The 26,223-nt window shown below is 42.8% G+C and carries 27 protein-coding genes; 26 read left to right on the top strand and 1 reads right to left on the bottom strand.

The window, feature by feature from the left end; translation table 11 throughout:
- The first annotated feature begins 2 nt into the window (after positions 1-2).
- From ricT to rsmI, 5 genes are read left to right on the top strand one after another with little or no spacing between them, the layout of a single operon-like run.
- Entirely contained in the window at positions 3-830 is an 828-nt protein-coding gene (gene ricT / locus PUN35_RS14655; RefSeq protein ID WP_003226767.1) for a competence/sporulation regulator complex protein RicT, read from the top strand.
- 14 nt (positions 831-844) lie between these two features.
- Positions 845-1,204, top strand: a complete 360-nt coding sequence (gene yabA / locus PUN35_RS14650; protein WP_003218308.1) for a replication initiation-control protein YabA — start codon at positions 845-847, stop codon at positions 1,202-1,204.
- Between the two features lie 58 nt (positions 1,205-1,262).
- A complete protein-coding gene (locus PUN35_RS14645; RefSeq protein ID WP_003244526.1) occupies positions 1,263-2,006 on the top strand; it encodes a tRNA1(Val) (adenine(37)-N6)-methyltransferase in 744 nt (247 codons plus the stop codon).
- Complete coding sequence (locus PUN35_RS14640; protein ID WP_003242983.1) at positions 1,993-2,292, top strand: GIY-YIG nuclease family protein; 300 nt, start codon at positions 1,993-1,995, stop codon at positions 2,290-2,292. The genes PUN35_RS14645 and PUN35_RS14640 overlap by 14 nt, the downstream gene beginning before the upstream one ends.
- Entirely contained in the window at positions 2,267-3,145 is an 879-nt protein-coding gene (gene rsmI / locus PUN35_RS14635; RefSeq protein WP_003243457.1) for a 16S rRNA (cytidine(1402)-2'-O)-methyltransferase, read from the top strand. Before PUN35_RS14640 ends, rsmI begins: the two co-directional genes overlap by 26 nt.
- Positions 3,146-3,193: 48 nt before the next feature.
- Here the strand turns inward: rsmI and abrB are convergent, their stop codons facing one another.
- Positions 3,194-3,484, bottom strand: coding sequence for a transition state genes transcriptional regulator AbrB (gene abrB, locus PUN35_RS14630; RefSeq protein WP_003226760.1), 291 nt, complete (start codon positions 3,482-3,484; stop codon positions 3,194-3,196).
- 494 nt (positions 3,485-3,978) lie between these two features.
- Here abrB and metG point away from each other — a divergent pair, with 494 nt between their 5' ends.
- The 21 genes from metG (at position 3,979) to mazG (ending at position 26,222) form a co-directional block, all read left to right on the top strand.
- Entirely contained in the window at positions 3,979-5,973 is a 1,995-nt protein-coding gene (metG, locus tag PUN35_RS14625) for a methionine--tRNA ligase (RefSeq protein ID WP_014478594.1), read from the top strand.
- A gap of 79 nt (positions 5,974-6,052) precedes the next feature.
- Positions 6,053-6,820, top strand: a complete 768-nt coding sequence (locus PUN35_RS14620) for a TatD family hydrolase (protein WP_014478595.1) — start codon at positions 6,053-6,055, stop codon at positions 6,818-6,820.
- 155 nt (positions 6,821-6,975) lie between these two features.
- On the top strand, positions 6,976-8,289 hold the full coding sequence (locus PUN35_RS14615) for a ubiquitin-like domain-containing protein (protein WP_003226754.1): 1,314 nt from the start codon (positions 6,976-6,978) through the stop codon (positions 8,287-8,289).
- Positions 8,290-8,433: 144 nt separating this feature from the next.
- The gene (gene rnmV / locus PUN35_RS14610) at positions 8,434-8,994 is read left to right on the top strand and encodes a ribonuclease M5 (protein WP_014478596.1); all 561 of its coding nucleotides are present in this window, start codon (positions 8,434-8,436) and stop codon (positions 8,992-8,994) included.
- Positions 8,987-9,865, top strand: coding sequence for a 16S rRNA (adenine(1518)-N(6)/adenine(1519)-N(6))-dimethyltransferase RsmA (rsmA, locus tag PUN35_RS14605; protein ID WP_003226751.1), 879 nt, complete (start codon positions 8,987-8,989; stop codon positions 9,863-9,865). Before rnmV ends, rsmA begins: the two co-directional genes overlap by 8 nt.
- A gap of 161 nt (positions 9,866-10,026) precedes the next feature.
- Positions 10,027-10,899 (top strand): sporulation-specific protease PrtG, encoded by an 873-nt coding sequence (prtG, locus tag PUN35_RS14600; RefSeq protein ID WP_014475574.1) that lies wholly within the window; start codon positions 10,027-10,029, stop codon positions 10,897-10,899.
- 210 nt (positions 10,900-11,109) lie between these two features.
- Positions 11,110-11,370 (top strand): biofilm formation stimulator Veg, encoded by a 261-nt coding sequence (gene veg, locus PUN35_RS14595; RefSeq protein ID WP_003218330.1) that lies wholly within the window; start codon positions 11,110-11,112, stop codon positions 11,368-11,370.
- A 159-nt stretch (positions 11,371-11,529) separates the two neighbouring features.
- Positions 11,530-11,715 (top strand): small, acid-soluble spore protein, alpha/beta type, encoded by a 186-nt coding sequence (locus tag PUN35_RS14590; RefSeq protein WP_003218333.1) that lies wholly within the window; start codon positions 11,530-11,532, stop codon positions 11,713-11,715.
- Between the two features lie 147 nt (positions 11,716-11,862).
- Positions 11,863-12,732 carry a 4-(cytidine 5'-diphospho)-2-C-methyl-D-erythritol kinase gene (gene ispE / locus PUN35_RS14585; protein WP_031600066.1) on the top strand — a complete coding sequence of 290 codons (870 nt, stop codon included), beginning with the start codon at positions 11,863-11,865 and terminating at the stop codon, positions 12,730-12,732.
- Between the two features lie 55 nt (positions 12,733-12,787).
- Positions 12,788-13,645, top strand: coding sequence for a pur operon repressor (gene purR, locus PUN35_RS14580; protein WP_014478598.1), 858 nt, complete (start codon positions 12,788-12,790; stop codon positions 13,643-13,645).
- On the top strand, positions 13,642-14,019 hold the full coding sequence (ridA, locus tag PUN35_RS14575) for a 2-iminobutanoate/2-iminopropanoate deaminase (protein ID WP_003226738.1): 378 nt from the start codon (positions 13,642-13,644) through the stop codon (positions 14,017-14,019). The genes purR and ridA overlap by 4 nt, the downstream gene beginning before the upstream one ends.
- Positions 14,020-14,213: 194 nt before the next feature.
- The gene (gene spoVG, locus PUN35_RS14570) at positions 14,214-14,507 is read left to right on the top strand and encodes a septation regulator SpoVG (protein WP_003218346.1); all 294 of its coding nucleotides are present in this window, start codon (positions 14,214-14,216) and stop codon (positions 14,505-14,507) included.
- A 192-nt stretch (positions 14,508-14,699) separates the two neighbouring features.
- Complete coding sequence (gene glmU, locus PUN35_RS14565; RefSeq protein WP_014478599.1) at positions 14,700-16,070, top strand: bifunctional UDP-N-acetylglucosamine diphosphorylase/glucosamine-1-phosphate N-acetyltransferase GlmU; 1,371 nt, start codon at positions 14,700-14,702, stop codon at positions 16,068-16,070.
- Between the two features lie 22 nt (positions 16,071-16,092).
- Positions 16,093-17,046, top strand: coding sequence for a ribose-phosphate diphosphokinase (locus PUN35_RS14560; RefSeq protein ID WP_014478600.1), 954 nt, complete (start codon positions 16,093-16,095; stop codon positions 17,044-17,046).
- A gap of 84 nt (positions 17,047-17,130) precedes the next feature.
- Positions 17,131-17,745 carry a 50S ribosomal protein L25/general stress protein Ctc gene (locus tag PUN35_RS14555; protein ID WP_003243443.1) on the top strand — a complete coding sequence of 205 codons (615 nt, stop codon included), beginning with the start codon at positions 17,131-17,133 and terminating at the stop codon, positions 17,743-17,745.
- 106 nt (positions 17,746-17,851) lie between these two features.
- On the top strand, positions 17,852-18,418 hold the full coding sequence (gene pth, locus PUN35_RS14550; protein WP_003226727.1) for an aminoacyl-tRNA hydrolase: 567 nt from the start codon (positions 17,852-17,854) through the stop codon (positions 18,416-18,418).
- Between the two features lie 59 nt (positions 18,419-18,477).
- Complete coding sequence (gene fin / locus PUN35_RS14545; RefSeq protein ID WP_003243417.1) at positions 18,478-18,708, top strand: anti-sigma-F factor Fin; 231 nt, start codon at positions 18,478-18,480, stop codon at positions 18,706-18,708.
- Positions 18,709-18,777: 69 nt separating this feature from the next.
- Entirely contained in the window at positions 18,778-22,311 is a 3,534-nt protein-coding gene (gene mfd, locus PUN35_RS14540; RefSeq protein ID WP_014478601.1) for a transcription-repair coupling factor, read from the top strand.
- 135 nt (positions 22,312-22,446) lie between these two features.
- The gene (gene spoVT / locus PUN35_RS14535) at positions 22,447-22,983 is read left to right on the top strand and encodes a stage V sporulation protein T (RefSeq protein ID WP_003218365.1); all 537 of its coding nucleotides are present in this window, start codon (positions 22,447-22,449) and stop codon (positions 22,981-22,983) included.
- A 181-nt stretch (positions 22,984-23,164) separates the two neighbouring features.
- Positions 23,165-24,763 (top strand): putative polysaccharide biosynthesis protein, encoded by a 1,599-nt coding sequence (locus PUN35_RS14530; RefSeq protein ID WP_014478602.1) that lies wholly within the window; start codon positions 23,165-23,167, stop codon positions 24,761-24,763.
- Positions 24,753-26,222: a bifunctional methyltransferase/pyrophosphohydrolase YabN gene (mazG, locus tag PUN35_RS14525; RefSeq protein WP_014478603.1), complete on the top strand. Its 1,470-nt coding sequence runs from the start codon at positions 24,753-24,755 to the stop codon at positions 26,220-26,222. Before PUN35_RS14530 ends, mazG begins: the two co-directional genes overlap by 11 nt.
- The last annotated feature ends 1 nt before the right edge of the window (position 26,223 follow it).

The following is a 26,223-nucleotide window of genomic DNA, read 5'->3' as shown; positions in this document are numbered from 1 at the left end:
GCTTGTACAATGTAATTGGTGTCCGCTTTAAGAAAGCGGGTAAAATATATTATTTTGATCCGAATGGATTTCATATAGAACATGACAGCTGCGTAATTGTAGAAACTGTCAGAGGCGTTGAGTACGGCCAGGTCGTAATTGCAAATAAACAGGTGGATGAGCATGATGTGGTGCTTCCCCTTCGAAAAGTGATACGTGTGGCTGACGAGCGCGATCTTCTCATTGTAGAAGAAAATAAACAGGAAGCACTATCAGCATTTGATATCTGCCAAAAGAAAGTGATTGAGCATGGCTTGGATATGAAGCTGGTCGATGTTGAATTCACGTTTGATCGCAATAAAGTCATTTTTTACTTCACTGCTGACGGCCGAGTCGACTTTAGAGAGCTTGTAAAGGATTTGGCTTCTATCTTTAAGACAAGAATTGAGCTGCGCCAAATCGGAGTGAGGGATGAGGCAAAAATGCTCGGAGGAATCGGTCCTTGCGGAAGAATGCTTTGCTGTTCAACGTTTCTTGGAGATTTTGAACCCGTTTCCATTAAAATGGCCAAGGATCAGAACTTGTCTTTAAATCCTACGAAGATTTCGGGTCTTTGCGGACGATTGATGTGCTGTCTAAAATATGAGAACGATGAGTATGAGACGGCAAAAGAACAGCTTCCGGATATAGGAGAAATGATTACGACAGCAAACGGTCCCGCGAAGGTCGTCGGACTAAATATTCTGGAACGGGTGCTTCAGGTGGAACTGATAAACCGTGAAAAAGTGATAGAATATACTTGGGAAGAGCTCTTGGAAGAGGGCGTCGTATCCGCACAAACCACAGATTAACGAGGTGTGGAACCTTGGATAAAAAAGAGTTATTTGATACAGTCATTAACTTAGAAGAACAAATTGGCTCACTGTACCGGCAGCTGGGGGATTTGAAGCAGCATATCGGTGAGATGATTGAGGAAAATCATCATTTACAGCTTGAAAACAAGCATTTGCGCAAACGGCTGGACGATACGACGCAGCAGATTGAAAAGTTCAAAGCTGATAAAAAAGAATCAAAAACACAGAAGACGGAGCAAACTGATATAGGGGAAGGATATGATAATCTGGCACGTCTGTATCAAGAAGGATTTCATATCTGCAATGTCCACTATGGAAGTGTTCGAAAAGAGGATTGTCTTTTCTGTCTGTCATTCTTAAATAAAAAATAGGGAAAAGGCTTCCGCATAAGACGGGAGCCTTTTTCAAAGGTACTGAAAGGATAAGAAGATGGTTTCATTACATGATGATGAAAGATTAGATTATTTGCTGGCAGAGGACATGAAAATCATACAAAGCCCAACAGTGTTTGCTTTTTCGTTGGACGCTGTGCTTCTGTCCAAATTTGCGTACGTTCCGATTCAAAAAGGGAAAATTGTTGATTTATGCACCGGCAATGGTATTGTGCCGCTGCTGCTCAGTACAAGATCAAAAGCAGACATTCTGGGAGTCGAAATTCAAGAAAGGCTGCATGATATGGCTGTTCGCAGCGTGGAGTATAATAAGCTGGACGATCAGATCCAGATCATACATGATGACCTGAAAAACATGCCGGAGAAACTTGGACATAATCGATATGATGTTGTCACCTGCAATCCGCCGTATTTTAAAACGCCGAAACAAACTGAACAAAACATGAACGAGCATCTCCGAATCGCAAGACATGAAATCCACTGCACGCTGGAGGATGTCATTTCAGTCAGCAGCAAGCTGCTCAAGCAAGGGGGAAAAGCAGCTCTTGTTCACCGGCCGGGAAGGCTTCTGGAGATTTTTGAACTGATGAAGGCTTATCAAATCGAGCCAAAACGTGTACAATTTGTCTATCCGAAGCAAGGGAAAGAAGCCAATACCATTTTGGTTGAAGGTATCAAAGGCGGGCGTCCGGATTTAAAAATTCTTCCTCCTTTATTCGTTTATGATGAACAAAATGAATATACAAAAGAAATCAGGACCATTTTATATGGAGACAAATAACCATTTCTTCTACGTCGTGAAATGTAAGGACAATAGCTGGTATGCCGGATATACCAACGATCTGCATAAACGAGTGAAAACACACAATGATGGAAAGGGCGCAAAGTACACAAAAGTAAGACGTCCGGTTGAATTAATTTTTGCCGAGAGCTTTTCAACAAAGCGGGAAGCTATGCAGGCGGAATATTATTTCAAAAAACTAACTCGAAAGAAAAAAGAGCTTTATATAGAAGAAAAGCGGAACAGCAAGGAGGCTGTATATGTTAAGGCGCCAAATGAGCTTTAATGGAAAGTCGGACATGGGAATTCTTTACTTGGTCCCAACCCCAATCGGAAATCTAGAGGACATGACATTCCGGGCGATCGACACGCTGAAATCAGTAGATGCGATTGCTGCGGAAGATACGAGGCAAACGAAAAAGCTTTGTCATGTATATGAAATTGAAACACCGCTCGTCAGCTATCACGAACACAATAAAGAAAGCAGTGGGCACAAAATTATTGAATGGCTGAAATCGGGAAAAAACATTGCTCTTGTCAGTGATGCCGGTCTGCCGACGATTTCTGATCCCGGAGCCGAAATTGTAAAAGATTTTACGGATATAGGCGGTTATGTTGTTCCGTTGCCGGGAGCAAATGCTGCATTAACAGCTCTTATTGCTTCAGGTATTGTACCGCAGCCTTTTTTCTTTTACGGTTTTCTCAACAGACAGAAAAAAGAAAAGAAGAAGGAGCTTGAAGCCCTTAAAAAACGGCAGGAAACGATCATTTTTTATGAAGCGCCTCACAGATTGAAGGAAACCTTGTCAGCGATGGCAGAGATATTAGGAGATCGGGAAATCGCTGTAACGCGTGAACTCACTAAGAAATATGAAGAGTTTATCCGAGGAACGATATCCGAGGTCATTGGATGGGCAAACGAGGATCAGATACGCGGCGAGTTTTGTCTTGTTGTAGAAGGAAGTAATAATGAAGAGGTAGATGAGGAAGAACAATGGTGGGAAACCCTCACTGCGAAAGAACATGTCGAGCATTACATCTCGAAAGGCGCTACTTCTAAAGAAGCCATTAAAAAAGCAGCAGTCGATCGCAATGTACCAAAGCGTGAAGTGTACGATGCTTACCATATTAAGCAATAAAAAAACGTTCTTGTGTCATAACAAGAACGTTTTTTGTACAAGAAATGATTATTTAAGGTTTTGAAGCTGGTTTTGGATTTCGCTGATGATTTGCTCAGCGCCTTCTTTACTAAGAACCAATTTACCGCCTGCAAGTTTAAGGTTATCATCAGAAACTTCACCAGTTACTTGGCAAGTCATGTTTGGTTTATATTTTTTAAGGATGATTTTTTCATCATCAACATAGATTTCAAGAGCATCTTTTTCTGCGATTCCAAGAGTACGACGCAGTTCGATAGGAATAACTACACGTCCTAATTCATCAACTTTACGTACAATACCAGTAGATTTCATAAACATTCTCCTCCCAAGAGATACTTATTTGTTTAAATTATATTTTTCTTCGTCATTATTCGACAAAATCCTTACCTTCATAGCATAACAAGGTTTCCAATAATCGTCAATCATTTTGTTTACTATTGATTGTAAGAATTAGTTCTTATAGTCAGTAATGTCTTAGAAACTACCGAAATAACAGCATTTTATAAATATTTAATAAAGCTATTATCCTACTAAAAATCCTTTTAAATCAAGACTTTCGAACCAAAGTTTTTTATTTCATTTGATTATATACGACAAAATTCGACACGAACAGACTTTTTTTATTTTCATTAAAGATTTTTAATTTTAATTATTCTTTTTCAGGGCGTATGTATATATTCTTGATCTTAAAGGCTAAGATGGTATCATAGATAAAGGATAAATATAAATAATATTCATATATGATTTGCACTTATCGCCGCTCTCGTCCTTTGGGCGGGAGCTTTTTGACATTCTGATTAGGAGGTTTCAAGATGCCGCAAGAAAACAATACATTTTACATTACAACACCGATTTATTATCCGAGCGGAAAATTACATATCGGCCATGCATATACGACAGTCGCGGGAGATGCAATGGCACGTTACAAAAGACTAAAAGGGTTCGATGTTCGCTATTTAACGGGAACGGACGAGCATGGACAAAAGATCCAGCAAAAAGCTGAACAGGAAAACATTACACCTCAGGAGTATGTGGATCGCGCAGCGGCAGATATTCAAAAACTGTGGAAGCAGCTTGAAATCTCAAACGACGACTTTATCCGCACGACAGAAAAACGGCATAAAGTTGTCATTGAAAAAGTGTTTCAAAAGCTTCTTGATAACGGGGACATCTATCTTGATGAGTATGAAGGCTGGTACAGCATCCCTGATGAAACGTTCTACACGGAAACTCAGCTCGTTGATATTGAGCGGAATGAAAAGGGAGAGGTCATCGGCGGAAAAAGCCCTGACAGCGGTCACCCAGTTGAATTGATCAAAGAGGAATCTTATTTCTTCCGCATGGGGAAATACGCGGATCGTCTTCTGAAATACTATGAAGAAAACCCGACATTCATTCAGCCAGAATCACGCAAAAACGAAATGATTAATAACTTTATCAAACCTGGACTTGAGGATTTGGCAGTATCACGTACCACTTTTGATTGGGGCGTGAAGGTGCCGGAAAATCCAAAGCATGTTGTATATGTTTGGATTGACGCACTATTTAACTATTTAACGGCACTCGGTTATGATACAGAAAATGATGAGCTTTATCAAAAATATTGGCCTGCCGATGTTCATTTAGTCGGTAAGGAGATTGTACGATTCCATACTATTTACTGGCCAATTATGCTGATGGCGCTGGATCTTCCGCTGCCAAAGCAAGTATTCGCGCATGGCTGGCTTTTGATGAAAGACGGAAAAATGTCGAAATCAAAAGGAAACGTTGTAGATCCGGTTACATTAATTGAGCGCTATGGTTTAGACGAGCTTCGCTATTACCTGCTTCGCGAAGTGCCGTTCGGATCTGACGGTGTTTTCACGCCGGAAGGATTTGTTGAGCGAATCAACTATGATTTAGCGAATGATTTAGGAAATCTATTGAATCGTACTGTTGCGATGATCAATAAGTATTTTGACGGACAAATTGGTTCTTACAAAGGTGCTGTTACGGAATTTGACCAAACGCTCACTTCTGTTGCTGAAGAAACAGTGAAAGCTTATGAGAAAGCAATGGAAAATATGGAGTTCTCGGTAGCACTTTCGACTTTATGGCAGCTCATCAGCCGCACAAACAAATACATTGATGAGACAGCTCCATGGGTGCTTGCGAAAGATCCGGCAAAAGAAGAAGAATTGCGATCAGTTATGTATCATCTCGCTGAATCATTGCGTATTTCAGCGGTACTGCTTCAGCCATTCTTAACAAAAACACCTGAAAAAATGTTCGAGCAGCTAGGCATTACTGATGACTCTCTAAAAGCTTGGGACAGCATTACAGCTTTCGGCCAGCTGAAAGATACAAAAGTACAAAAAGGCGAGCCGTTGTTCCCTCGTTTAGAGGCAGAAGAAGAAATTGCTTACATCAAAGGGAAAATGCAAGGTTCGGCACCAGCGAAAGAAGAAACAAGAGAAGAAGAGCCGCAAGAGGTCGATCGTTTACCTGAAATTACGATTGATCAATTCATGGATGTAGAGCTTCGCGTAGCTGAGGTCATTGAGGCAGAGCCAGTGAAAAAAGCAGACCGTTTATTGAAGCTGCAGCTTGATCTTGGTTTTGAAAAGCGCCAAGTGGTATCCGGCATTGCGAAGCATTATACGCCTGAAGAGCTTGTTGGAAAAAAACTCGTTTGTGTAACAAATCTAAAACCGGTTAAACTCAGAGGAGAGCTTTCTCAAGGTATGATCCTTGCAGGAGAAGCAGACGGCGTTTTAAAGGTCGTGTCTATCGATCAGTCGTTACCAAAAGGCACAAGAATTAAATAATGATAAAACAAAAGGTGTTTCACGTGTAACAATTCGTCGAACACCTTTTGTGTTTCGACAAGAAAGGAGTTTTTCACTTATGTTGTTTGACACTCACGCGCATTTAAATGCAGAACAATATGATACTGATCTGGATGAGGTTATTGAACGGGCAAAAGCTGAAAAAGTTGAACGAATTGTCGTAGTTGGTTTTGACCGTCCGACGATTACCCGTGCGATGGAAATGATTGAGGAATATGATTTTATTTATGCAGCCATTGGCTGGCACCCTGTTGACGCTATTGACATGACAGAGGAAGACTTAGCGTGGATTAAAGAGCTTTCTGCTCATGAGAAAGTGGTAGCGATAGGGGAAATGGGACTGGATTATCATTGGGATAAATCACCTAAAGATATTCAAAAAGAGGTGTTTAGAAAACAAATCGCCTTAGCGAAAGAGGTCAATTTGCCTATTATCATTCATAACCGTGATGCAACGGAGGATGTCGTGACCATTTTAAAAGAGGAAGGCGCAGAAGCTGTGGGCGGAATCATGCACTGCTTTACAGGAAGTGCGGAAGTGGCAAGAGAATGCATGAAAATGAATTTTTATTTGTCATTTGGAGGACCGGTGACATTTAAAAATGCGAAGAAACCGAAGGAAGTAGTGAAGGAAATTCCCAATGACCGGCTGCTGATTGAAACGGACTGCCCGTTTCTCACACCGCACCCTTTCCGCGGGAAAAGAAATGAGCCAAGCTATGTGAAATATGTGGCAGAACAAATCGCCGAATTAAAAGAAATGACCTTTGAAGAGATTGCGTCAATCACGACTGAAAATGCGAAAAGACTTTTCCGTATAAACTGACAAAAAACGCTAGCGGGTTTTGTAAGAGCTTGTCCCTTACAGCGTTTTTCTATAAAAGTTCTACATGCTTTCTTCTCCTCATAGGATAGGTTTGTCGACAAGTCTTTCTTCCGTTTCTCAGTGTATTTCAGGATAATGAAGAGGACACTGAGCTTTTGGGAGAAAGAGAAGGGAGGGTTGACAGCCTTTTAGATACTCTATATAATCTCTCCGAGGAGAAGGAGGCGTTTTTCATCACACAAAAAATGAAAAAGCTGTTTTCCGTAAAGCTTAGCAAAAGCAAAGTCATTCTGGTTGCTGCTTGTTTGCTTTTGGCAGGAAGCGGGACTGCGTACGCGGCTCATGAGCTGACGAAACAATCAGTCTCAGTTTCTATCAATGGCAAAAAGAAACATATACGCACACATGCAAATACAGTCGGTGATCTTTTGGAGACGCTTGATATAAAGACAAGAGACGAAGACAAGATCACACCTGCTAAACAGACAAAGATAACAGCAGACATGGACGTTGTGTATGAGGCTGCAAAACCTGTGAAGCTTACAATAAACGGGGAAGAAAAGACGTTATGGTCAACAGCAAAAACGGTCGGTGCATTACTGGACGAACAAGATGTTGATGTGAAAGAACAAGATCAAATTGATCCCGCAATAGATACGGATATTTCGAAAGACATGAAGATTAACATAGAGCCCGCATTTCAGGTTACTGTGAATGATGCAGGGAAACAAAAGAAGATCTGGACGACTTCGACTACGGTCGCTGACTTTTTAAAACAGCAAAAGATGAACATAAAAGACGAAGATAAAATCAAGCCTGCGTTAGATGCAAAGCTGACGAAAGGAAAGGCTGATATTACAATTACTCGTATCGAAAAGGTCACCGATGTAGTTGAAGAGAAGATTGCGTTCGATGTGAAAAAGCAAGAAGACGCTTCTCTTGAAAAAGGGAAAGAAAAGGTCGTCCAAAAAGGAAAAGAAGGCAAGCTAAAAAAACATTTCGAAGTCGTTAAAGAAAACGGTAAAGAAGTGTCCAGAGAGCTTGTAAAAGAAGAAACAGCTGAACAAAGCAAAGATAAAGTGATTGCTGTCGGCACAAAGCAAAGCAGTCCAAAATTTGAAACGGTCAGTGCTTCAGGTGATTCAAAAACAGTTGTGTCCCGCAGCAATGAATCAACAGGCAAAGTCATGACTGTATCATCTACGGCTTATACGGCAAGCTGCAGCGGTTGTTCAGGACATACAGCGACAGGCGTCAATTTAAAAAATAATCCGAATGCCAAAGTCATCGCTGTGGATCCAAATGTCATTCCGCTAGGCTCCAAAGTCCACGTGGAAGGCTATGGATATGCCATTGCTGCAGATACCGGTTCAGCGATTAAAGGGAACAAGATAGACGTCTTTTTCCCAGAGAAATCATCGGCGTACCGATGGGGAAATAAAACAGTCAAAATTAAAATCTTAAATTAGTATATACTTATGTATTCAGAGGGTTTTGCGCCCTCTGTTTTTTTCGTTATAATAGACAAAGTGCATTTTCTGCTTATTAGACGCTCGATATAAGAAAAAGTTTCATGAATATACAAAAGTTTTTATTTTGTCTTGGAGGAAATAATGAAAATTAAAGAGATCATTGTGGTCGAGGGGCGTGACGATACGGCCCGCATCAAATTGGCTGTTGATGCAGACACAATTGAAACAAATGGTTCAGCCATCGATGATCATGTGATTGACCAAATCCGTTTGGCCCAGAAGACGAGAGGCGTCATTATTTTAACGGATCCGGACTTTCCGGGAGAGAAGATTCGCAAAACCATCTCAGAGGCTGTACCCGGCTGTAAGCATGCATTTTTGCCAAAACATCTTGCCAAACCTAAAAACAAGCGGGGAATTGGTGTGGAGCATGCATCGGTTGAAAGCATTAGGGCATGTTTAGAAAATGTGCATGAGGAGATGGAAGCGCAGCCGAGTGACATTTCAGCTGAGGATTTGATTCATGCCGGACTAATAGGCGGGCATGCGGCCAAATGCCGCCGGGAACGACTGGGTGATCTGTTGAAAATCGGCTATACAAATGGCAAACAGCTTCAAAAACGGCTGCAAATGTTTCAAATTAAAAAAAGTGATTTTATGAGTGCGCTCGATACCGTTATGCGGGAGGAACAGAATGAATAAAGATATTGCGACACCGATTAGAACGAAAGAGATACTGAAGAAATACGGTTTTTCTTTTAAAAAGAGCTTAGGACAGAATTTCTTAATTGATACGAACATTTTAAACAGAATTGTTGATCACGCGGAAGTGACGGAGAAAACAGGTGTCATTGAAATCGGCCCGGGAATCGGGGCTTTAACCGAACAGCTTGCCAAGCGGGCGAAAAAGGTCGTGGCATTTGAGATTGACCAGCGATTATTGCCGATTCTGAAGGATACACTGTCACCTTACGAAAATGTCACTGTCATTCATCAGGACGTGTTAAAGGCTGATGTCAAATCAGTCATTGAAGAACAATTTCAAGATTGTGATGAGATCATGGTAGTTGCCAACCTTCCTTATTACGTAACAACACCGATTATCATGAAACTGCTTGAAGAACATCTTCCGCTGAAAGGGATTGTGGTTATGCTGCAAAAAGAAGTGGCTGAGCGCATGGCGGCTGATCCTTCATCTAAGGAATACGGCTCGCTTTCAATCGCGGTGCAGTTTTATACAGAAGCCAAAACGGTGATGATCGTCCCGAAAACCGTATTTGTTCCTCAGCCTAATGTCGATTCCGCAGTCATTCGTCTGATTCTCCGAGACGGCCCGGCAGTGGACGTGGAAAACGAATCCTTTTTCTTTCAGCTCATCAAGGCAAGCTTTGCACAGCGCCGTAAAACGCTGCTCAATAACTTAGTTAACAATCTGCCTGAAGGAAAAGCACAAAAATCAACGATTGAACAAGTGCTCGAAGAAACAAATATTGACGGTAAGCGCCGAGGTGAATCCCTGTCTATTGAGGAATTCGCAGCGCTGTCTAACGGATTGTATAAAGCCCTTTTCTAAAAGGGCTTTTTGTTTTGCGCACCACATGGACTGCCGCTACATAGGCTAGAGAAGGACCTTTCATTCAATGATAAGAAAAAACTTGGACTCAGCGAAAAAAGGCGCTTTCTCAAGGCTCTTTCTTTCATGATGAGGCTTAGTCTATGTGTGGAGTGAGGAACGTGCAATTTCAAATAGGGGATATGGTAGCCAGAAAATCCTATCAGATGGATGTTTTGTTTCGAATTATAGGAATAGAGCAAACAAGCAAAGGAAATTCAATTGCCATTTTGCATGGAGATGAAGTCAGGCTGATTGCTGATTCGGATTTTTCTGATCTGGTGGCAGTGAAAAAGGATGAGCAGATGATGCGGAAAAAGAAAGATGAGAGCAGAATGAATGAGTCGCTCGAATTGCTCCGCCAAGATTATAAGCTGCTCAGAGAAAAGCAGGAGTACTATGCGACAAGCCAATATCAGCATCAGGAGCATTATTTCCATATGCCGGGCAAAGTGCTTCATCTGGATGGTGACGAAGCATATCTGAAAAAATGCCTGAATGTCTATAAAAAAATTGGAGTGCCGGTCTATGGCATCCATTGCCATGAAAAGAAAATGTCTGCTTCTATTGAAGAATTGCTCGACAAATATCGACCTGATATCCTGGTGATCACAGGGCATGATGCGTATTCGAAGCAAAAGGGCGGCATTGATGATTTGAATGCGTACAGACATTCTAAGCACTTTGTTGAAACTGTTCAAACAGCCCGAAAAAAGATCCCTCACTTAGATCAGCTTGTTATTTTTGCGGGGGCCTGCCAATCCCATTTTGAATCACTCATCAGAGCGGGTGCGAATTTTGCAAGTTCACCGTCAAGAGTCAATATTCATGCGCTTGATCCGGTATATATCGTCGCGAAGATCAGCTTTACGCCGTTTATGGAACGGATTAATGTATGGGAAGTGCTCCGTAATACGCTGACAAGAGAGAAAGGGCTTGGAGGTATTGAAACAAGAGGAGTTCTGAGAATTGGTATGCCTTATAAGTCCAATTAACAGTTGAAAACCTGCATAGGAGAGCTATGCGGGTTTTTTATTTTACATAATGATACATAATTTACCGAAACTTGCGGAACATAATTGAGGAATCATAGAATTTTGTCAAAATAATTTTATTGACAACGTCTTATTAACGTTGATATAATTTAAATTTTATTTGACAAAAATGGGCTCGTGTTGTACAATAAATGTAGTGAGGTGGATGCAATGGCGAAGACGTTGTCCGATATTAAAAGATCGCTTGATGGGAATTTAGGTAAAAGGCTGACGTTAAAAGCAAACGGTGGCCGCCGAAAAACGATTGAGCGTTCGGGCATTTTAGCTGAGACGTACCCTTCTGTTTTTGTGATACAACTAGATCAAGACGAGAACTCGTTTGAAAGAGTTTCATACAGTTATGCTGATATTTTGACTGAGACTGTTGAGCTGACATTTAATGATGACGCCGCAAGCTCAGTGGCATTTTAACGGGCAGTGAACCTTTTGTTTACTGCTTTTTGTTTTGCCCTTTTTTGGTTTCCAATAATTTTAACGAAAGTTCCATCTGATTTAACAAAAGATAAAACAGTCACATATTATCGTGACGTGCACGAATGGCTATCACTTCTAAAAAAGGAGTTGTTTCGTTTGGGCAGACGTCGTGGAGTTATGTCAGATGAGTTTAAATATGAGCTGGCTAAAGACCTTGGTTTTTATGACACAGTAAAAAATGGCGGCTGGGGCGAAATTCGGGCTCGCGATGCCGGTAACATGGTGAAGCGTGCTATTGAAATCGCCGAACAGCAAATGGCTCAGAATCAGAATAACCGATAAGGATGTGACCTGGGGGACGTGCTGTTCCCTGGTTTTTTTATTTTGGATATAAATACATAATGGGCTGAATATGGATATGTTCATCCTGTACTTCAAATGTGATACAATGTTCATACTTATGTTTAGATGGAGAAGTAGGTGAAAGCTATGCGTATTTTAGAAAAAGCGCCAGCTAAGATCAATCTGTCACTTGACGTCACCCGAAAACGCCCGGATGGCTATCATGAAGTCGAAATGATCATGACGACAATTGATTTAGCTGATCGAATTGAATTGACGGAGCTTGCAGAGGATGAAGTGAGGGTTTCCTCCCACAACCGATTTGTGCCTGATGACCAAAGAAACTTAGCTTATCAGGCTGCCAAGCTGATCAAGGACAGATACAACGTGAAAAAGGGAGTTTCCATCATGATTACGAAGGTAATTCCGGTGGCTGCCGGTCTTGCCGGCGGGAGCAGTGATGCGGCGGCGACGCTCAGAGGGCTGAACAGACTGTGGAATTTAAATCTGTCTGCGGAAACGCTTGCTGAGCTTGGAGCGGAAATTGGCTCTGACGTTTCATTTTGTGTCTATGGCGGAACTGCATTAGCAACAGGGCGCGGCGAGAAAATTAAACATATCAGCACGCCTCCGCACTGCTGGGTCATTTTAGCGAAGCCGACTATCGGTGTTTCAACTGCTGAAGTGTACAGAGCGCTGAAACTGGATGGTATAGAGCATCCCGATGTACAAGGAATGATCGAGGCGATAGAAGAAAAGAGTTTTCAGGAGATGTGCAGCCGTTTAGGCAATGTGCTTGAATCTGTTACGCTCGATATGCATCCTGAAGTTGCAATGATCAAAAACCAGATGAAACGCTTTGGTGCAGATGCCGTGTTAATGAGCGGGAGCGGCCCGACAGTGTTTGGACTGGTTCAGTATGAGTCGAAGGTGCAGAGAATTTATAACGGGTTAAGAGGCTTCTGCGATCAAGTTTATGCGGTGAGAATGATCGGCGAACAGAACGCTCTTGATTAAATCCGTATGTTAAGTTATATTGATCTTAAAATATTCGGATTTTGGGGGTAAGTTCATGAAGTTTCGTCGCAGCGGCAGATTGGTGGACTTAACAAATTATTTGTTAACCCATCCGCACGAGTTAATACCGCTAACCTTTTTCTCTGAGCGGTATGAATCTGCAAAATCATCGATCAGTGAAGATTTAACAATTATTAAACAAACCTTTGAACAGCAGGGGATTGGTACTTTGCTTACTGTTCCCGGAGCTGCCGGAGGCGTTAAATATATTCCGAAAATGAAGCAGGCTGAAGCTGAAGAGTTTGTGCAGACACTTGGACAGTCGCTGGCAAATCCTGAGCGTATCCTTCCGGGCGGTTATGTATATTTAACGGATATCTTAGGAAAGCCATCTGTACTCTCCAAGGTAGGGAAGCTGTTTGCTTCCGTGTTTGCAGAGCGCGAAATTGATGTTGTCATGACCGTTGCCACGAAAGGCATCCCTCTTGCGTATGCAGCTGCAAGTTATTTGAATGTACCTGTTGTGATCGTTCGTAAAGACAATAAGGTAACAGAGGGCTCCACAGTCAGCATTAATTACGTTTCAGGCTCCTCAAACCGCATTCAAACAATGTCACTTGCGAAAAGAAGCATGAAAACGGGGTCAAACGTACTCATTATTGATGACTTTATGAAAGCAGGCGGCACCATTAATGGTATGATTAATCTGTTGGATGAGTTTAACGCAAATGTGGCGGGAATCGGCGTCTTAGTTGAAGCCGAAGGAGTAGATGAACGTCTTGTTGACGAATATATGTCACTTCTTACTCTTTCAACCATCAACATGAAAGAGAAGTCCATTGAAATTCAGAATGGCAATTTTCTGCGTTTTCTTAAAGACAATCTTTTAAAGAATGGAGAGACAGAATCATGACAAAAGCAGTCCACACAAAACATGCGCCAGCGGCAATCGGGCCTTATTCACAAGGGATTATCGTCAACAATATGTTTTACAGCTCAGGCCAAATCCCTTTGACTCCTTCAGGCGAAATGGTGAACGGCGATATTAAGGAGCAGACTCATCAAGTATTCAGCAATTTAAAGGCGGTTCTGGAAGAAGCGGGTGCTTCTTTTGAAACAGTTGTAAAAGCAACTGTATTTATCGCGGATATGGAACAGTTTGCGGAAGTAAACGAAGTGTACGGACAATACTTTGACACTCACAAACCGGCGAGATCTTGTGTTGAAGTCGCGAGACTCCCGAAGGATGCGTTAGTCGAGATTGAAGTTATTGCACTGGTGAAATAATAAGAAAAGTGATTCTGGGAGAGCCCGGGATCACTTTTTTATTTACCTTATGCCCGAAATGAAAGCTTTATGACCTAATTGTGTAACTATATCCTATTTTTTCAAAAAATATTTTAAAAACGAGCAGGATTTCAGAAAAAATCGTGGAATTGATACACTAATGCTTTTATATAGGGAAAAGGTGGTGAACTACTGTGGAAGTTACTGACGTAAGATTACGCCGCGTGAATACCGATGGTCGCATGAGAGCGATTGCATCCATCACGCTGGATCACGAATTTGTTGTACATGATATTCGTGTGATTGATGGAAACAATGGTCTTTTCGTTGCGATGCCGAGTAAACGCACCCCTGATGGAGAGTTCCGCGATATTGCTCATCCTATTAATTCAAGCACGCGAGGAAAGATTCAAGATGCCGTGTTAAATGAGTATCATCGTCTGGGTGACACTGAAGCATTAGAATTCGAAGAAGCTGGAGCTTCTTAAAAAATAACCAAAAAGCAAGGACTGCTGAAAGGGCTGACATAAGCCTTTTGCCGGCGGTCCTTTTTTAATTCTGATTTTTCAAACTTAGTTGCACTCAATAGAAAATTCTTGCACTTCATGAAGTCTCCTTGAAATCAGAAGATATTTAGGATATATTTTTCTATGGATAAAAGGGATATTGGAGGCCAATAAATGGATAAGCGGTTTGCAGTTGTTTTAGCGGCTGGACAAGGAACGAGAATGAAATCGAAGCTTTATAAAGTCCTTCATCCAGTTTGCGGTAAGCCTATGGTAGAGCACGTCGTGGACGAAGCCTTAAAATTATCTTTATCGAAGCTTGTCACGATTGTCGGACATGGTGCGGAAGAAGTGAAAAAGCAGCTTGGTGATAAAAGCGAGTACGCGCTTCAAGCAGAACAGCTTGGCACTGCTCATGCTGTAAAACAGGCACAGCCATTTCTTGCTGACGAAAAAGGCGTCACAATTGTCATTTGCGGAGATACGCCGCTTTTGACAGCAGAGACGATGGAACAGATGCTGAAAGAACATGCACAAAGAGAAGCGAAAGCTACGATTTTAACTGCGGTTGCAGAAGATCCAACTGGATACGGCCGCATTATTCGCAGCGAAAACGGAGCGGTTCAAAAAATCGTTGAGCATAAGGACGCCTCTGAAGAAGAACGTCTTGTAACTGAGATCAACACCGGTACGTATTGTTTTGACAATGAAGCGCTATTTCGGGCTATTGATCAGGTGTCTAATGATAATGCCCAAGGCGAGTATTATTTGCCGGATGTCATAGAGATTCTTAAAAATGAAGGCGAAACTGTTGCCGCTTACCAGACTGGTAATTTCCAAGAAACGCTCGGAGTTAATGATAGAGTTGCTCTTTCTCAGGCAGAACAATTTATGAAAGAGCGCATTAATAAACGGCATATGCAAAATGGCGTGACGTTGATCGACCCGATGAATACGTATATTTCTCCTGACGCTGTTATCGGAAGCGATACTGTGATTTACCCTGGAACTGTGATTAAAGGTGAGGTGCAAATCGGAGAAGATACGATTATTGGCCCTCATACGGAGATTATGAATAGTGCCATTGGCAGCCGTACGGTTATTAAACAATCGGTAGTCAATCACAGTAAAGTGGGGAATGATGTAAACATAGGACCTTTTGCTCACATCAGACCTGATTCTGTCATCGGGAATGAAGTGAAGATCGGGAATTTTGTAGAAATTAAAAAGACTCAATTCGGAGACCGAAGCAAGGCATCTCATCTAAGCTATGTCGGCGATGCTGAGGTAGGCACTGATGTAAACCTGGGCTGCGGTTCAATTACTGTCAATTATGATGGAAAGAATAAGTATTTGACAAAAATTGAAGATGGCGCGTTTATCGGCTGTAATTCCAACTTGGTTGCCCCTGTCACAGTCGGAGAAGGCGCTTATGTGGCGGCAGGTTCAACTGTTACGGAAGATGTACCTGGAAAAGCACTTGCTATTGCCAGAGCGAGACAAGTAAATAAAGACGATTATGTGAAAAATATTCATAAAAAATAATCCTAAATTCGGAGGTTTATCCATGTCTAATCAATACGGAGATAAGAATTTAAAGATTTTTTCTTTGAATTCGAATCCAGAGCTTGCAAAAGAAATCGCAGATATAGTTGGAGTTCAATTAGGGAAATGTTCTGTCACAAGATTTAGTGACGGGGAAGTCCAAATTAATATCGAAGAAAGTATTCGCGGATGTGATTGTTACATCATCCAGTCTACAAGTGACCCCGTTAACGAGCATATTATGGAACTGCTGATTATGGTAGATGCGTTAAAACGCGCTTCTGCAAAAACGATTAACATTGTTATTCCTTATTACGGTTATGCGCGTCAAGACAGAAAAGCAAGATCCCGTGAGCCAATCACAGCTAAACTTTTCGCTAACCTGCTTGAAACAGCCGGTGCGACTCGTGTGATTGCACTTGACCTGCATGCGCCGCAAATTCAAGGATTCTTTGATATACCGATTGACCACTTAATGGGTGTTCCGATTTTAGGAGAATATTTTGAAGGCAAAAATCTTGAAGATATCGTCATTGTTTCACCAGACCATGGCGGTGTGACACGTGCCCGCAAACTGGCTGACCGACTAAAAGCGCCAATTGCGATTATCGATAAACGCCGTCCGCGTCCAAACGTGGCGGAAGTCATGAATATTGTAGGTAACATCGAAGGGAAGACTGCTATCCTCATCGATGACATTATTGATACTGCAGGTACGATTACACTTGCTGCTAATGCGCTCGTTGAAAACGGAGCGAAAGAAGTATATGCATGCTGTACACACCCTGTACTATCAGGCCCTGCGGTAGAACGGATTAATAATTCAACAATTAAAGAGCTTGTTGTGACAAACAGCATCAAGCTTCCCGAAGAAAAGAAAATTGAACGCTTTAGGCAGCTTTCAGTCGGACCGCTTCTGGCAGAAGCAATTATTCGCGTTCATGAGCAGCAATCAGTCAGCTATCTGTTCAGCTAAACCATTTTTCGAGGTTTAAATCCTTATCGTTATGGGTATTGTTTGTAATAGGACAACTAAAACGACAATAGGATGGTGCTGAATATGGCAACTTTAACGGCAAAAGAAAGAACGGACTTTACTCGTTCGTCTCTTCGGAATATCCGTACTTCAGGACATGTTCCAGGTATCATATATGGGAAGGATACGGGTAACAAACCTGTGTCATTAGACAGTGTGGAGCTCATCAAAACGCTGAGGGACGAAGGCAAAAATGCAGTCATTACGCTTGAGGTCAGCGGAGAAAAACACTCAGTCATGGTAACAGACCTGCAGACGGACCCGCTGAAAAATGAAATCACTCATGCTGATTTTCAAGTAGTTAATATGAGTGAGGACATTGAAGTGGAAGTTCCGATTCATCTGACCGGAGAAGCCATTGGAGTGAAAAACGGAGGCGTACTGCAGCAGCCGTTATATGCACTTACTGTAAAGGCCAAGCCAAAAGCCATTCCGCAAACGATTGAGGCTGATATTTCAAGCCTCGATGTAAATGAAGTACTGACGATTGCGGATTTGCCTGCTGGCGGTGACTACTCCTTTAATCATGAGTCAGATGAGGTTGTGGCTTCAATCCTTCCTCCGCAGCAGCAGGAAGCAGCTGAGGTCGATGAAGAGGAATCTGCCGATGCTCAGCCAGAAGGTGAAAACGAACAATAATAGCTTAAGGCGTAACCCTCCCGCGGTTACGTCTTTTGTGCTAGAATGAGAAGAATTATAGCCCGTTTATGAAGACGGGAGTTATGTGACTAAGGGAGGATTCGCCATGCTTGTGATTGCCGGTCTCGGAAACCCGGGGAAGAACTATGAAAATACACGGCATAATGTCGGATTTATGGTGATAGATCAGCTTGCAAAGGAATGGAATATAGAGCTGAATCAAAATAAATTTAACGGATTATACGGAACCGGATTTGTTTCCGGCAAAAAGGTTCTACTTGTTAAACCGCTTACATATATGAATTTATCAGGAGAATGTTTGCGGCCTTTAATGGACTACTATGATGTCGATAACGAAGATTTGACAGTCATTTACGACGACCTTGACCTTCCTACTGGCAAGATCCGTTTAAGAACGAAAGGAAGCGCCGGAGGGCACAATGGCATCAAATCACTGATCCAGCATCTTGGTACATCCGAGTTTGACCGTATCCGCATCGGAATCGGCAGGCCTGTAAACGGCATGAAGGTCGTTGATTATGTGTTAGGCTCCTTTACCAAGGAGGAGGCACCTGAGATCGAAGAAGCGGTTGATAAATCTGTGAAGGCTTGTGAGGCTTCTTTGAGTAAACCGTTTTTAGAAGTCATGAACGAATTTAACGCAAAGGTATAAAATGTAACAACAAAGTCCATACTACACCAAAATGACTTTTTCATCAGGAGGTCCCTTGTATGGCTTTGCATTATTATTGTCGTCATTGCGGAGTGAAAGTAGGCAGTCTCGAATCTTCAATGGTATCGACAGACTCACTTGGATTTCAGCACTTAACAAATGAGGAAAGAAACGATATGATTTCTTATAAAGAAAATGGAGATGTCCATGTTTTGACGATATGTGAAGACTGCCAAGAGGCGCTTGACCGAAATCCGCATTACCACGAATATCACACATTTATTCAATAAAAAGCTTTGGTGTAGACACTAGACCAAAGCGTTTTTCTGTTCTCACAGGAAACAGAGAGGAGGGGCCATATGGACAACATTCAAACCTTTATAAAAGAAAGCGATGACTTTAAATCCATCATCAACGGTTTACACGAGGGCCTGAAGGAACAGCTGCTCGCGGGTCTGTCGGGTTCCGCGCGTTCTGTTTTTACTTCTGCTCTGGCTAATGAAACGAATAAGCCTATCTTTCTAATCACCCATAACTTATATCAAGCCCAGAAAGTAACAGATGATCTGACTTCACTTCTAGAGGATCGGTCTGTCCTTTTGTACCCCGTCAATGAACTCATTTCATCAGAAATCGCAGTTGCAAGCCCTGAATTGCGGGCGCAGCGATTAGATGTCATTAATAGACTAACGAATGGAGAAGCGCCAATTGTCGTTGCTCCGGTAGCTGCAATCAGAAGAATGCTGCCGCCTGTAGAGGTGTGGAAAAGCAGCCAGATGCTCATTCAAGTAGGCCATGATATCGAACCTGACCAGCTTGCCTCACGGCTGGTAGAGGTAGGGTATGAGCGGTCTGATATGGTTTCTGCGCCCGGGGAATTCAGTATTCGCGGTGGAATCATTGACATTTATCCGTTGACTTCAGAGAATCCGGTGAGAATTGAACTTTTTGACACCGAGGTGGATTCAATCCGCAGCTTTAATTCAGATGATCAGCGGTCAATTGAGACCCTTACCTCGATCAATATCGGTCCCGCGAAGGAATTAATTATCAGACCGGAAGAAAAAGCGCGGGCGATGGAGAAAATCGATAGTGGTCTTGCCGCGAGTCTGAAAAAATTAAAGGCTGACAAACAAAAAGAAATACTTCATGCGAATATTTCCCACGATAAAGAACGCTTGTCTGAAGGCCAGACAGATCAGGAGCTCGTGAAGTATCTCTCATATTTCTATGAAAAACCTGCTAGTTTACTAGATTATACACCTGATAATACACTTCTGATTTTGGATGAAGTCAGTCGGATTCATGAGATGGAAGAACAGCTTCAAAAAGAAGAAGCGGAGTTTATAACAAATCTTCTTGAGGAAGGGAAGATTTTGCATGACATTCGTTTGTCATTCAGCTTCCAAAAAATAGTGGCTGAGCAAAAACGGCCTCTGCTGTACTACTCTTTATTTTTACGGCATGTACACCATACGAGCCCGCAAAACATCGTCAATGTGTCAGGCCGGCAAATGCAGAGTTTCCATGGCCAAATGAACGTGCTTGCGGGCGAAATGGAGCGTTTTAAAAAATCAAATTTCACTGTTGTGTTCTTAGGAGCAAACAAGGAACGTACACAGAAATTGTCATCTGTTTTGGCTGATTATGATATCGAGGCCGCCGTGACAGACAGCAAAAAAGCGCTTGTTCAGGGACAGGTCTATATCATGGAAGGCGAGCTCCAATCGGGATTTGAGCTGCCGTTAATGAAGCTTGCCGTTATTACGGAAGAAGAACTGTTCAAAAACCGTGTAAAGAAGAAGCCGCGAAAACAGAAGCTTACCAATGCAGAGCGCATCAAAAGCTATTCTGAGCTTCAAATTGGAGATTATGTCGTTCATATTAATCACGGGATCGGAAAATACCTGGGGATCGAAACTCTTGAAATCAACGGCATTCATAAAGACTATTTAAATATACATTATCAGGGAAGTGACAAGCTTTACGTCCCTGTAGAACAAATTGATCAGGTCCAAAAATATGTCGGCTCCGAAGGAAAAGAGCCAAAGCTGTATAAATTAGGCGGAAGTGAATGGAAGCGGGTCAAGAAAAAAGTAGAGACATCCGTTCAGGATATTGCTGATGACTTAATTAAGCTGTATGCCGAAAGAGAAGCGAGCAAGGGCTATGCGTTTTCTCCTGACCATGAGATGCAGCGGGAATTCGAATCGGCTTTCCCTTATCAAGAGACTGAGGATCAGCTCCGTTCTATTCACGAAATCAAAAAAGACATGGAAAGAGAACGTCCGATGGACCGCTTGCTGTGCGGAGATGTGGGCTACGGTAAAACAGAGGTTGCCATACGTGCCGCGTTTAAGGCGATCGGTGACGGAAAGCAGGTAGCTCTGCTCGTTCCGACAACAATTTTGGCACAGCAGCACTATGAAACCATAAAAGAGCGCTTCCAGGACTATCCGATTAATATCGGCCTTCTCAGCAGGTTCAGAACGAGAAAAGAAGCAAACGAAACAATCAAAGGGCTGAAAAACGGAACGGTTGATATCGTCATCGGGACGCACCGGCTGCTATCAAAGGATGTCGTGTATAAAGACTTAGGGCTCCTCATCATTGATGAAGAGCAGCGTTTCGGTGTAACCCATAAAGAAAAGATCAAGCAAATAAAAGCCAATGTTGATGTATTAACGTTAACAGCAACGCCGATTCCGCGTACGCTGCATATGTCTATGCTTGGCGTAAGGGACCTTTCAGTCATCGAGACTCCGCCGGAAAATCGGTTCCCTGTACAGACGTATGTTGTGGAATACAACGGAGCTCTTGTCAGAGAGGCAATTGAACGTGAGCTTGCACGCGGAGGCCAGGTCTATTTCTTGTACAACCGGGTAGAGGACATTGAGCGGAAAGCGGATGAAATTTCAATGCTAGTCCCTGACGCGAAGGTAGCATATGCGCATGGGAAAATGACAGAAAATGAATTAGAAACCGTTATGCTAAGTTTCCTTGAAGGAGAATCAGACGTTCTCGTCAGCACAACCATTATCGAAACTGGCGTGGACATCCCGAACGTCAATACGCTGATCGTATTTGACGCCGACAAGATGGGACTTTCTCAGCTTTACCAGCTGCGGGGGCGTGTCGGCCGTTCTAACCGTGTGGCGTATGCGTACTTCACGTACCGCCGGGATAAAGTGCTGACAGAAGTGGCTGAAAAAAGGCTGCAGGCTATTAAAGAATTCACAGAGCTAGGTTCCGGTTTTAAAATCGCAATGCGTGACTTAACGATTCGCGGAGCCGGGAATCTTCTTGGTGCCCAGCAGCATGGCTTCATCGATTCAGTCGGATTTGACCTCTATTCACAAATGCTGAAGGAGGCCATTGAGGAGCGTAAAGGAGACACAGCGAAGACAGAGCAGTTTGAAACAGAAATTGATGTCGAGCTTGATGCGTATATTCCGGAAACTTATATTCAAGACGGCAAACAGAAAATTGATATGTATAAACGCTTCAGGTCTGTGGCGACAATTGAAGAGAAGAATGAGCTTCAAGATGAAATGATCGACCGCTTTGGAAACTATCCAAAAGAAGTCGAATACTTGTTTACTGTTGCAGAAATGAAGGTCTATGCGAGACAGGAACGTGTCGAGCTGATTAAGCAGGATAAAGATGCTGTCAGATTGACGATTTCTGAAGAAGCAAGTGCTGAAATTGACGGGCAGAAGCTGTTTGAGCTTGGCAATCAATATGGCAGACAAATCGGACTGGGAATGGAAGGAAAAAAACTCAAAATCTCCATACAGACGAAAGGCCGTAGTGCTGATGAATGGCTCGACACCGTGCTGGGCATGCTGAAGGGCTTAAAAGATGTGAAGAAGCAAACCATTTCATCAACGTAAATTTTGTTACTCTCTGGTGTATATTACATTTGATGTGACGGATACTAATTTCAAGCGAGGCGGAAGGTACATAAAGTAACTGCTTTAGGTCTTTCCCACATGTATATACCATCAAATGAAAGAGAGGCACCAGAGATGAAAGCAACCGGTATCGTACGTCGTATTGATGACTTAGGCCGGGTCGTGATTCCTAAAGAAATTCGAAGAACTCTGAGAATCAGGGAAGGCGATCCGCTTGAGATTTTTGTAGATCGTGACGGAGAAGTGATTTTGAAAAAGTATTCACCGATCAGTGAGCTTGGAGACTTTGCAAAGGAGTATGCAGACGCGCTTTACGACAGCCTCGGCCATTCAGTGCTGATTTGTGATCGTGATGTATATATTGCCGTGTCCGGCAGCTCCAAAAAAGATTACTTAAACAAGTCAATCAGTGAAATGCTGGAAAGAACAATGGATCAGCGCAGCTCCGTGCTTGAGAGTGATGCGAAATCAGTACAGCTTGTGAATGGAATTGATGAGGACATGAATTCTTATACTGTCGGCCCAATTGTGGCGAACGGTGATCCGATAGGTGCTGTGGTGATCTTTTCAAAAGACCAGACAATGGGCGAAGTAGAGCATAAAGCCGTTGAAACAGCAGCTGGATTTTTGGCTCGTCAAATGGAACAGTAGGTCTTATTCCTTTCTTCGAAAATAGGTATGTAAAGAACAGCTCTCCTTGGGACGCTGTTCTTTTTCATGCGTGCCGAAAAAGGAATCCAAGGGTTGGGATGTGGTATAATAACCTCGTTTTTATTTGTGCCGCGGTAATACGTGAACCGTATTGCCCCTGACGTTGGGAAGGAGCTTTTGGATGGACGATTCAATAGGCGTTAAACGGCATTGGATTTGGCAGGGGGCTTTTGTTTTAATTCTGGCAGGCGTCATCACAAAAATTTTAAGCGCTGTTTACAGAGTCCCGTTTCAAAACATTGTCGGCGATGTTGGATTTTATATATATCAGCAGGTATATCCCTTTCTTGGTATTGCGGTCATGCTGTCCACATCAGGATTTCCAGTCATTATTTCAAAGCTGATGAATGATTATAGTGAAAAAAATCATCACACCATATTAAAAATATCAGCGTTGTTTTTGTCTTTAATCGGTATTTTATTATTTCTTTGTTTATATCTGGGTGCTGTTCCTATTGCACTCTTTATGGGGGATTCGCATCTAGCCGTGTTAATTCAAGTGGCCGCATGCGCGTTTCTGCTGTTCCCATTTGTCGCGTTGCTTAGAGGCGGTTTTCAGGGGCGGCACGAAATGCTCCCTTCAGCCTTATCACAGATGACAGAGCAGTTTCTGCGTGTTGCGGTGCTCTTGGGTTTATCATTTTGGCTCGTGAAAAAGGGAGCCTCGCTTTATACTGCGGGAGCGGCAGCCGCTTCAGGCTCTCTTGCTGGAAGTTTGGTTGCATTGGTGATACTGGGGGTTTTTTGGTTCAAAACGAAAAGAGAAAACCAAACGGATAGGCAAAACGAAAATGTCATCACAACAAAAGAATTGACGAAAAAACTGCTTTTATATTCGGTTACAATTTGTGTAAGCAGTTTGCTGCTTTTGTTTATCCAGCTTGTTGATGCTTTGAATTTATATGCATTGCTTTCAGGTGGTGAGGCAAGCGAAGAAGCAAAACGCCTGAAGGGGATCTATGATCGGGGACAACCGTTGCTGCAGCTCGGCTCCGTTTTTGCCGTAAGCATTGCGACGTCACTCGTTCCGTATATTTCTATGGCTGTAAAAAACAAAGAGCTGAAGATCATGAAAGAAAAAATCACGTCATCTTTGAAACTATGCCTTGTGCTCGGTACAGGCGCATCGGTTGGGTTGATTTGCATTCTAAAGCCGGTAAATATCATGCTGTTTCAAAATGGAGAAGGGACAGGTGCGTTACAAGTATTTAGCTGTTCCATTTTGTTTGCATCTATGGCGGTAACGGCAGCGGCAGTCTTACAGGGAGCGGGGTACACAGTTTTTCCTGCGATAGCGGTGGGCGCGGGTGTTGCGGTGAAATGGGTGTTAAATACACTTTTGGTTCCGCGCTATGGGATTGAAGGCGCATCGCTTGCGACAGCGGCTTCCTTTGCGGCTGTCGCCGGCCTTAACTTGTATCAGCTTCGGCAAAAGGAATGGCTTGATAAGCTTAGAGGCGTTTTGATTCCGATTATTGGATCTGCTCTTTTGATGTCAGCTGTCTTGCTTGCGTATACGCGTCTATGGACTTTCTTGTTTCCTGCAACAGGAAGAGGAGCGGCTGTGATTGAGAGCCTTTCTGCTGTTGCCATTGGTGGCGCGGTGTTTATTTATTGTATGATGAGATTGGGAATATTTACAGATGAAGAGCTGAACAGTGTGCCATTCGGCAGCAAGTTAAGCAAATTCATGAGAAGGAGAGAACAAAATGGCGGGTAAAATTACAGTCGTCGGACTTGGTGCCGGAGACATGGACCAATTGACAATTGGTATACACAAGCTGCTGACGAAGGCAGATACGCTGTATGTCAGAACCAAGGATCATCCTTTAATTGAGGAGCTTGAAAAAGAAACGAAGAACATCCGTTACTTTGACGATATATATGAGAAACATGATCAGTTCGAGGCGGTATATGAAGAAATTGCAGATATCCTCTTTGAAGCGGCGCGGCGTGAGGACGTGGTTTACGCTGTGCCGGGACACCCTTTTGTCGCAGAAAAAACAGTTCAGCTGCTGACGGAGCGGGAGGAAAAGGAAAACGTTCAAGTGAAAGTCGCGGGTGGACAAAGTTTCCTTGATGCCACATTCAATGCCTTGCAAATTGACCCGATTGAAGGTTTTCAATTTGTGGATGCCGGCACATTGTCCGCGGATGAGCTTGAGCTCAGACATCATCTGATCATATGTCAGGTTTACGACCAAATGACGGCTTCTGAAGTCAAGCTGACATTGATGGAGAAGCTGCCTGATGATTATGAGGTCGTCATTGTGACTGCAGCAGGCAGCCGTGGCGAGGAGATCAAGACAGTGCCATTATTTGAGCTGGACCGCAATGTCGCCTTGAACAACTTAACAAGTGTGTATATTCCGCCGATTAAAGAAGAGAAGCTGCTTTATCACGAATTCTCCACGTTCCGAAGCATCATCAGAGAGCTTCGCGGACCTAATGGATGTCCGTGGGATAAAAAGCAGACGCATCAGTCATTAAAGCAGTACATGATTGAAGAATGTTATGAGCTTCTCGAAGCTATTGACGAAGAAGACACAGACCATATGATCGAAGAGCTTGGTGACGTTTTGCTTCAGGTCTTGCTTCACGCGCAAATTGGTGAAGATGAAGGTTATTTCACAATTGATGATGTCATAAAAGGAATCAGTGAAAAAATGGTCCGAAGACATCCCCATGTGTTTAAAGATGTTAAGGTTCAGGATGAAAACGATGTTTTGGCCAATTGGGAAGATATAAAAAAGGCCGAAAAAAATACATCTGAATCATCGTTACTAGACAGCGTACCGAAAACCCTTCCAGCTCTTTCGAAAGCTGCTAAATTGCAGAAAAAAGCAGCGAAGGTCGGTTTTGACTGGGAAGACGTCAGCGATATTTGGGAAAAGGTAAGTGAGGAAATGAAGGAGTTTTCTTCTGAGGTTTCTGAAGCTCCTCACGAACACAATCTTAAAGCTGAGTTTGGCGACATTTTGTTCGCGCTGGTGAATGTAGCCCGCTTCTACAAAATAGAGCCAGAGGAAGCGCTGGCCATGACTAATGACAAATTCCGGAGACGGTTCTCGTACATTGAGGAAACAGCGAAGGAAGAGGGAGTCGAGTTGGCTGATATGTCCCTTGAGGACATGGACAAACTGTGGAATGAAGCAAAAGAAACTGAGAGGAGATCATAGA

The sequence above is a fragment of the Bacillus sp. N3378-2at genome, assembly GCF_033412715.1.
GTDB lineage: Bacteria > Bacillota > Bacilli > Bacillales > Bacillaceae > Bacillus > Bacillus subtilis.
The sequence above is the reverse complement of the archived record's forward strand: the minus strand, read 5'-3'. Positions and strand labels throughout refer to the sequence as shown.

Coding starts and splice junctions, on each gene's coding strand:
- PUN35_RS14645 (WP_003244526.1), top strand. CDS start 1,263: ATGGTTTCATTACATGATGATGAAAGATTAGATTATTTGCTGGCAGAG.
- PUN35_RS14640 (WP_003242983.1), top strand. CDS start 1,993: ATGGAGACAAATAACCATTTCTTCTACGTCGTGAAATGTAAGGACAAT.
- rsmI (WP_003243457.1), top strand. CDS start 2,267: ATGTTAAGGCGCCAAATGAGCTTTAATGGAAAGTCGGACATGGGAATT.
- abrB (WP_003226760.1), bottom strand. CDS start 3,484: ATGTTTATGAAATCTACTGGTATTGTACGTAAAGTTGATGAATTAGGA.
- metG (WP_014478594.1), top strand. CDS start 3,979: ATGCCGCAAGAAAACAATACATTTTACATTACAACACCGATTTATTAT.
- PUN35_RS14620 (WP_014478595.1), top strand. CDS start 6,053: ATGTTGTTTGACACTCACGCGCATTTAAATGCAGAACAATATGATACT.
- rnmV (WP_014478596.1), top strand. CDS start 8,434: ATGAAAATTAAAGAGATCATTGTGGTCGAGGGGCGTGACGATACGGCC.
- rsmA (WP_003226751.1), top strand. CDS start 8,987: ATGAATAAAGATATTGCGACACCGATTAGAACGAAAGAGATACTGAAG.
- veg (WP_003218330.1), top strand. CDS start 11,110: ATGGCGAAGACGTTGTCCGATATTAAAAGATCGCTTGATGGGAATTTA.
- ispE (WP_031600066.1), top strand. CDS start 11,863: ATGCGTATTTTAGAAAAAGCGCCAGCTAAGATCAATCTGTCACTTGAC.
- purR (WP_014478598.1), top strand. CDS start 12,788: ATGAAGTTTCGTCGCAGCGGCAGATTGGTGGACTTAACAAATTATTTG.
- ridA (WP_003226738.1), top strand. CDS start 13,642: ATGACAAAAGCAGTCCACACAAAACATGCGCCAGCGGCAATCGGGCCT.
- glmU (WP_014478599.1), top strand. CDS start 14,700: ATGGATAAGCGGTTTGCAGTTGTTTTAGCGGCTGGACAAGGAACGAGA.
- PUN35_RS14560 (WP_014478600.1), top strand. CDS start 16,093: ATGTCTAATCAATACGGAGATAAGAATTTAAAGATTTTTTCTTTGAAT.
- PUN35_RS14555 (WP_003243443.1), top strand. CDS start 17,131: ATGGCAACTTTAACGGCAAAAGAAAGAACGGACTTTACTCGTTCGTCT.
- pth (WP_003226727.1), top strand. CDS start 17,852: ATGCTTGTGATTGCCGGTCTCGGAAACCCGGGGAAGAACTATGAAAAT.
- fin (WP_003243417.1), top strand. CDS start 18,478: ATGGCTTTGCATTATTATTGTCGTCATTGCGGAGTGAAAGTAGGCAGT.
- mfd (WP_014478601.1), top strand. CDS start 18,778: ATGGACAACATTCAAACCTTTATAAAAGAAAGCGATGACTTTAAATCC.
- spoVT (WP_003218365.1), top strand. CDS start 22,447: ATGAAAGCAACCGGTATCGTACGTCGTATTGATGACTTAGGCCGGGTC.
- PUN35_RS14530 (WP_014478602.1), top strand. CDS start 23,165: ATGGACGATTCAATAGGCGTTAAACGGCATTGGATTTGGCAGGGGGCT.
- mazG (WP_014478603.1), top strand. CDS start 24,753: ATGGCGGGTAAAATTACAGTCGTCGGACTTGGTGCCGGAGACATGGAC.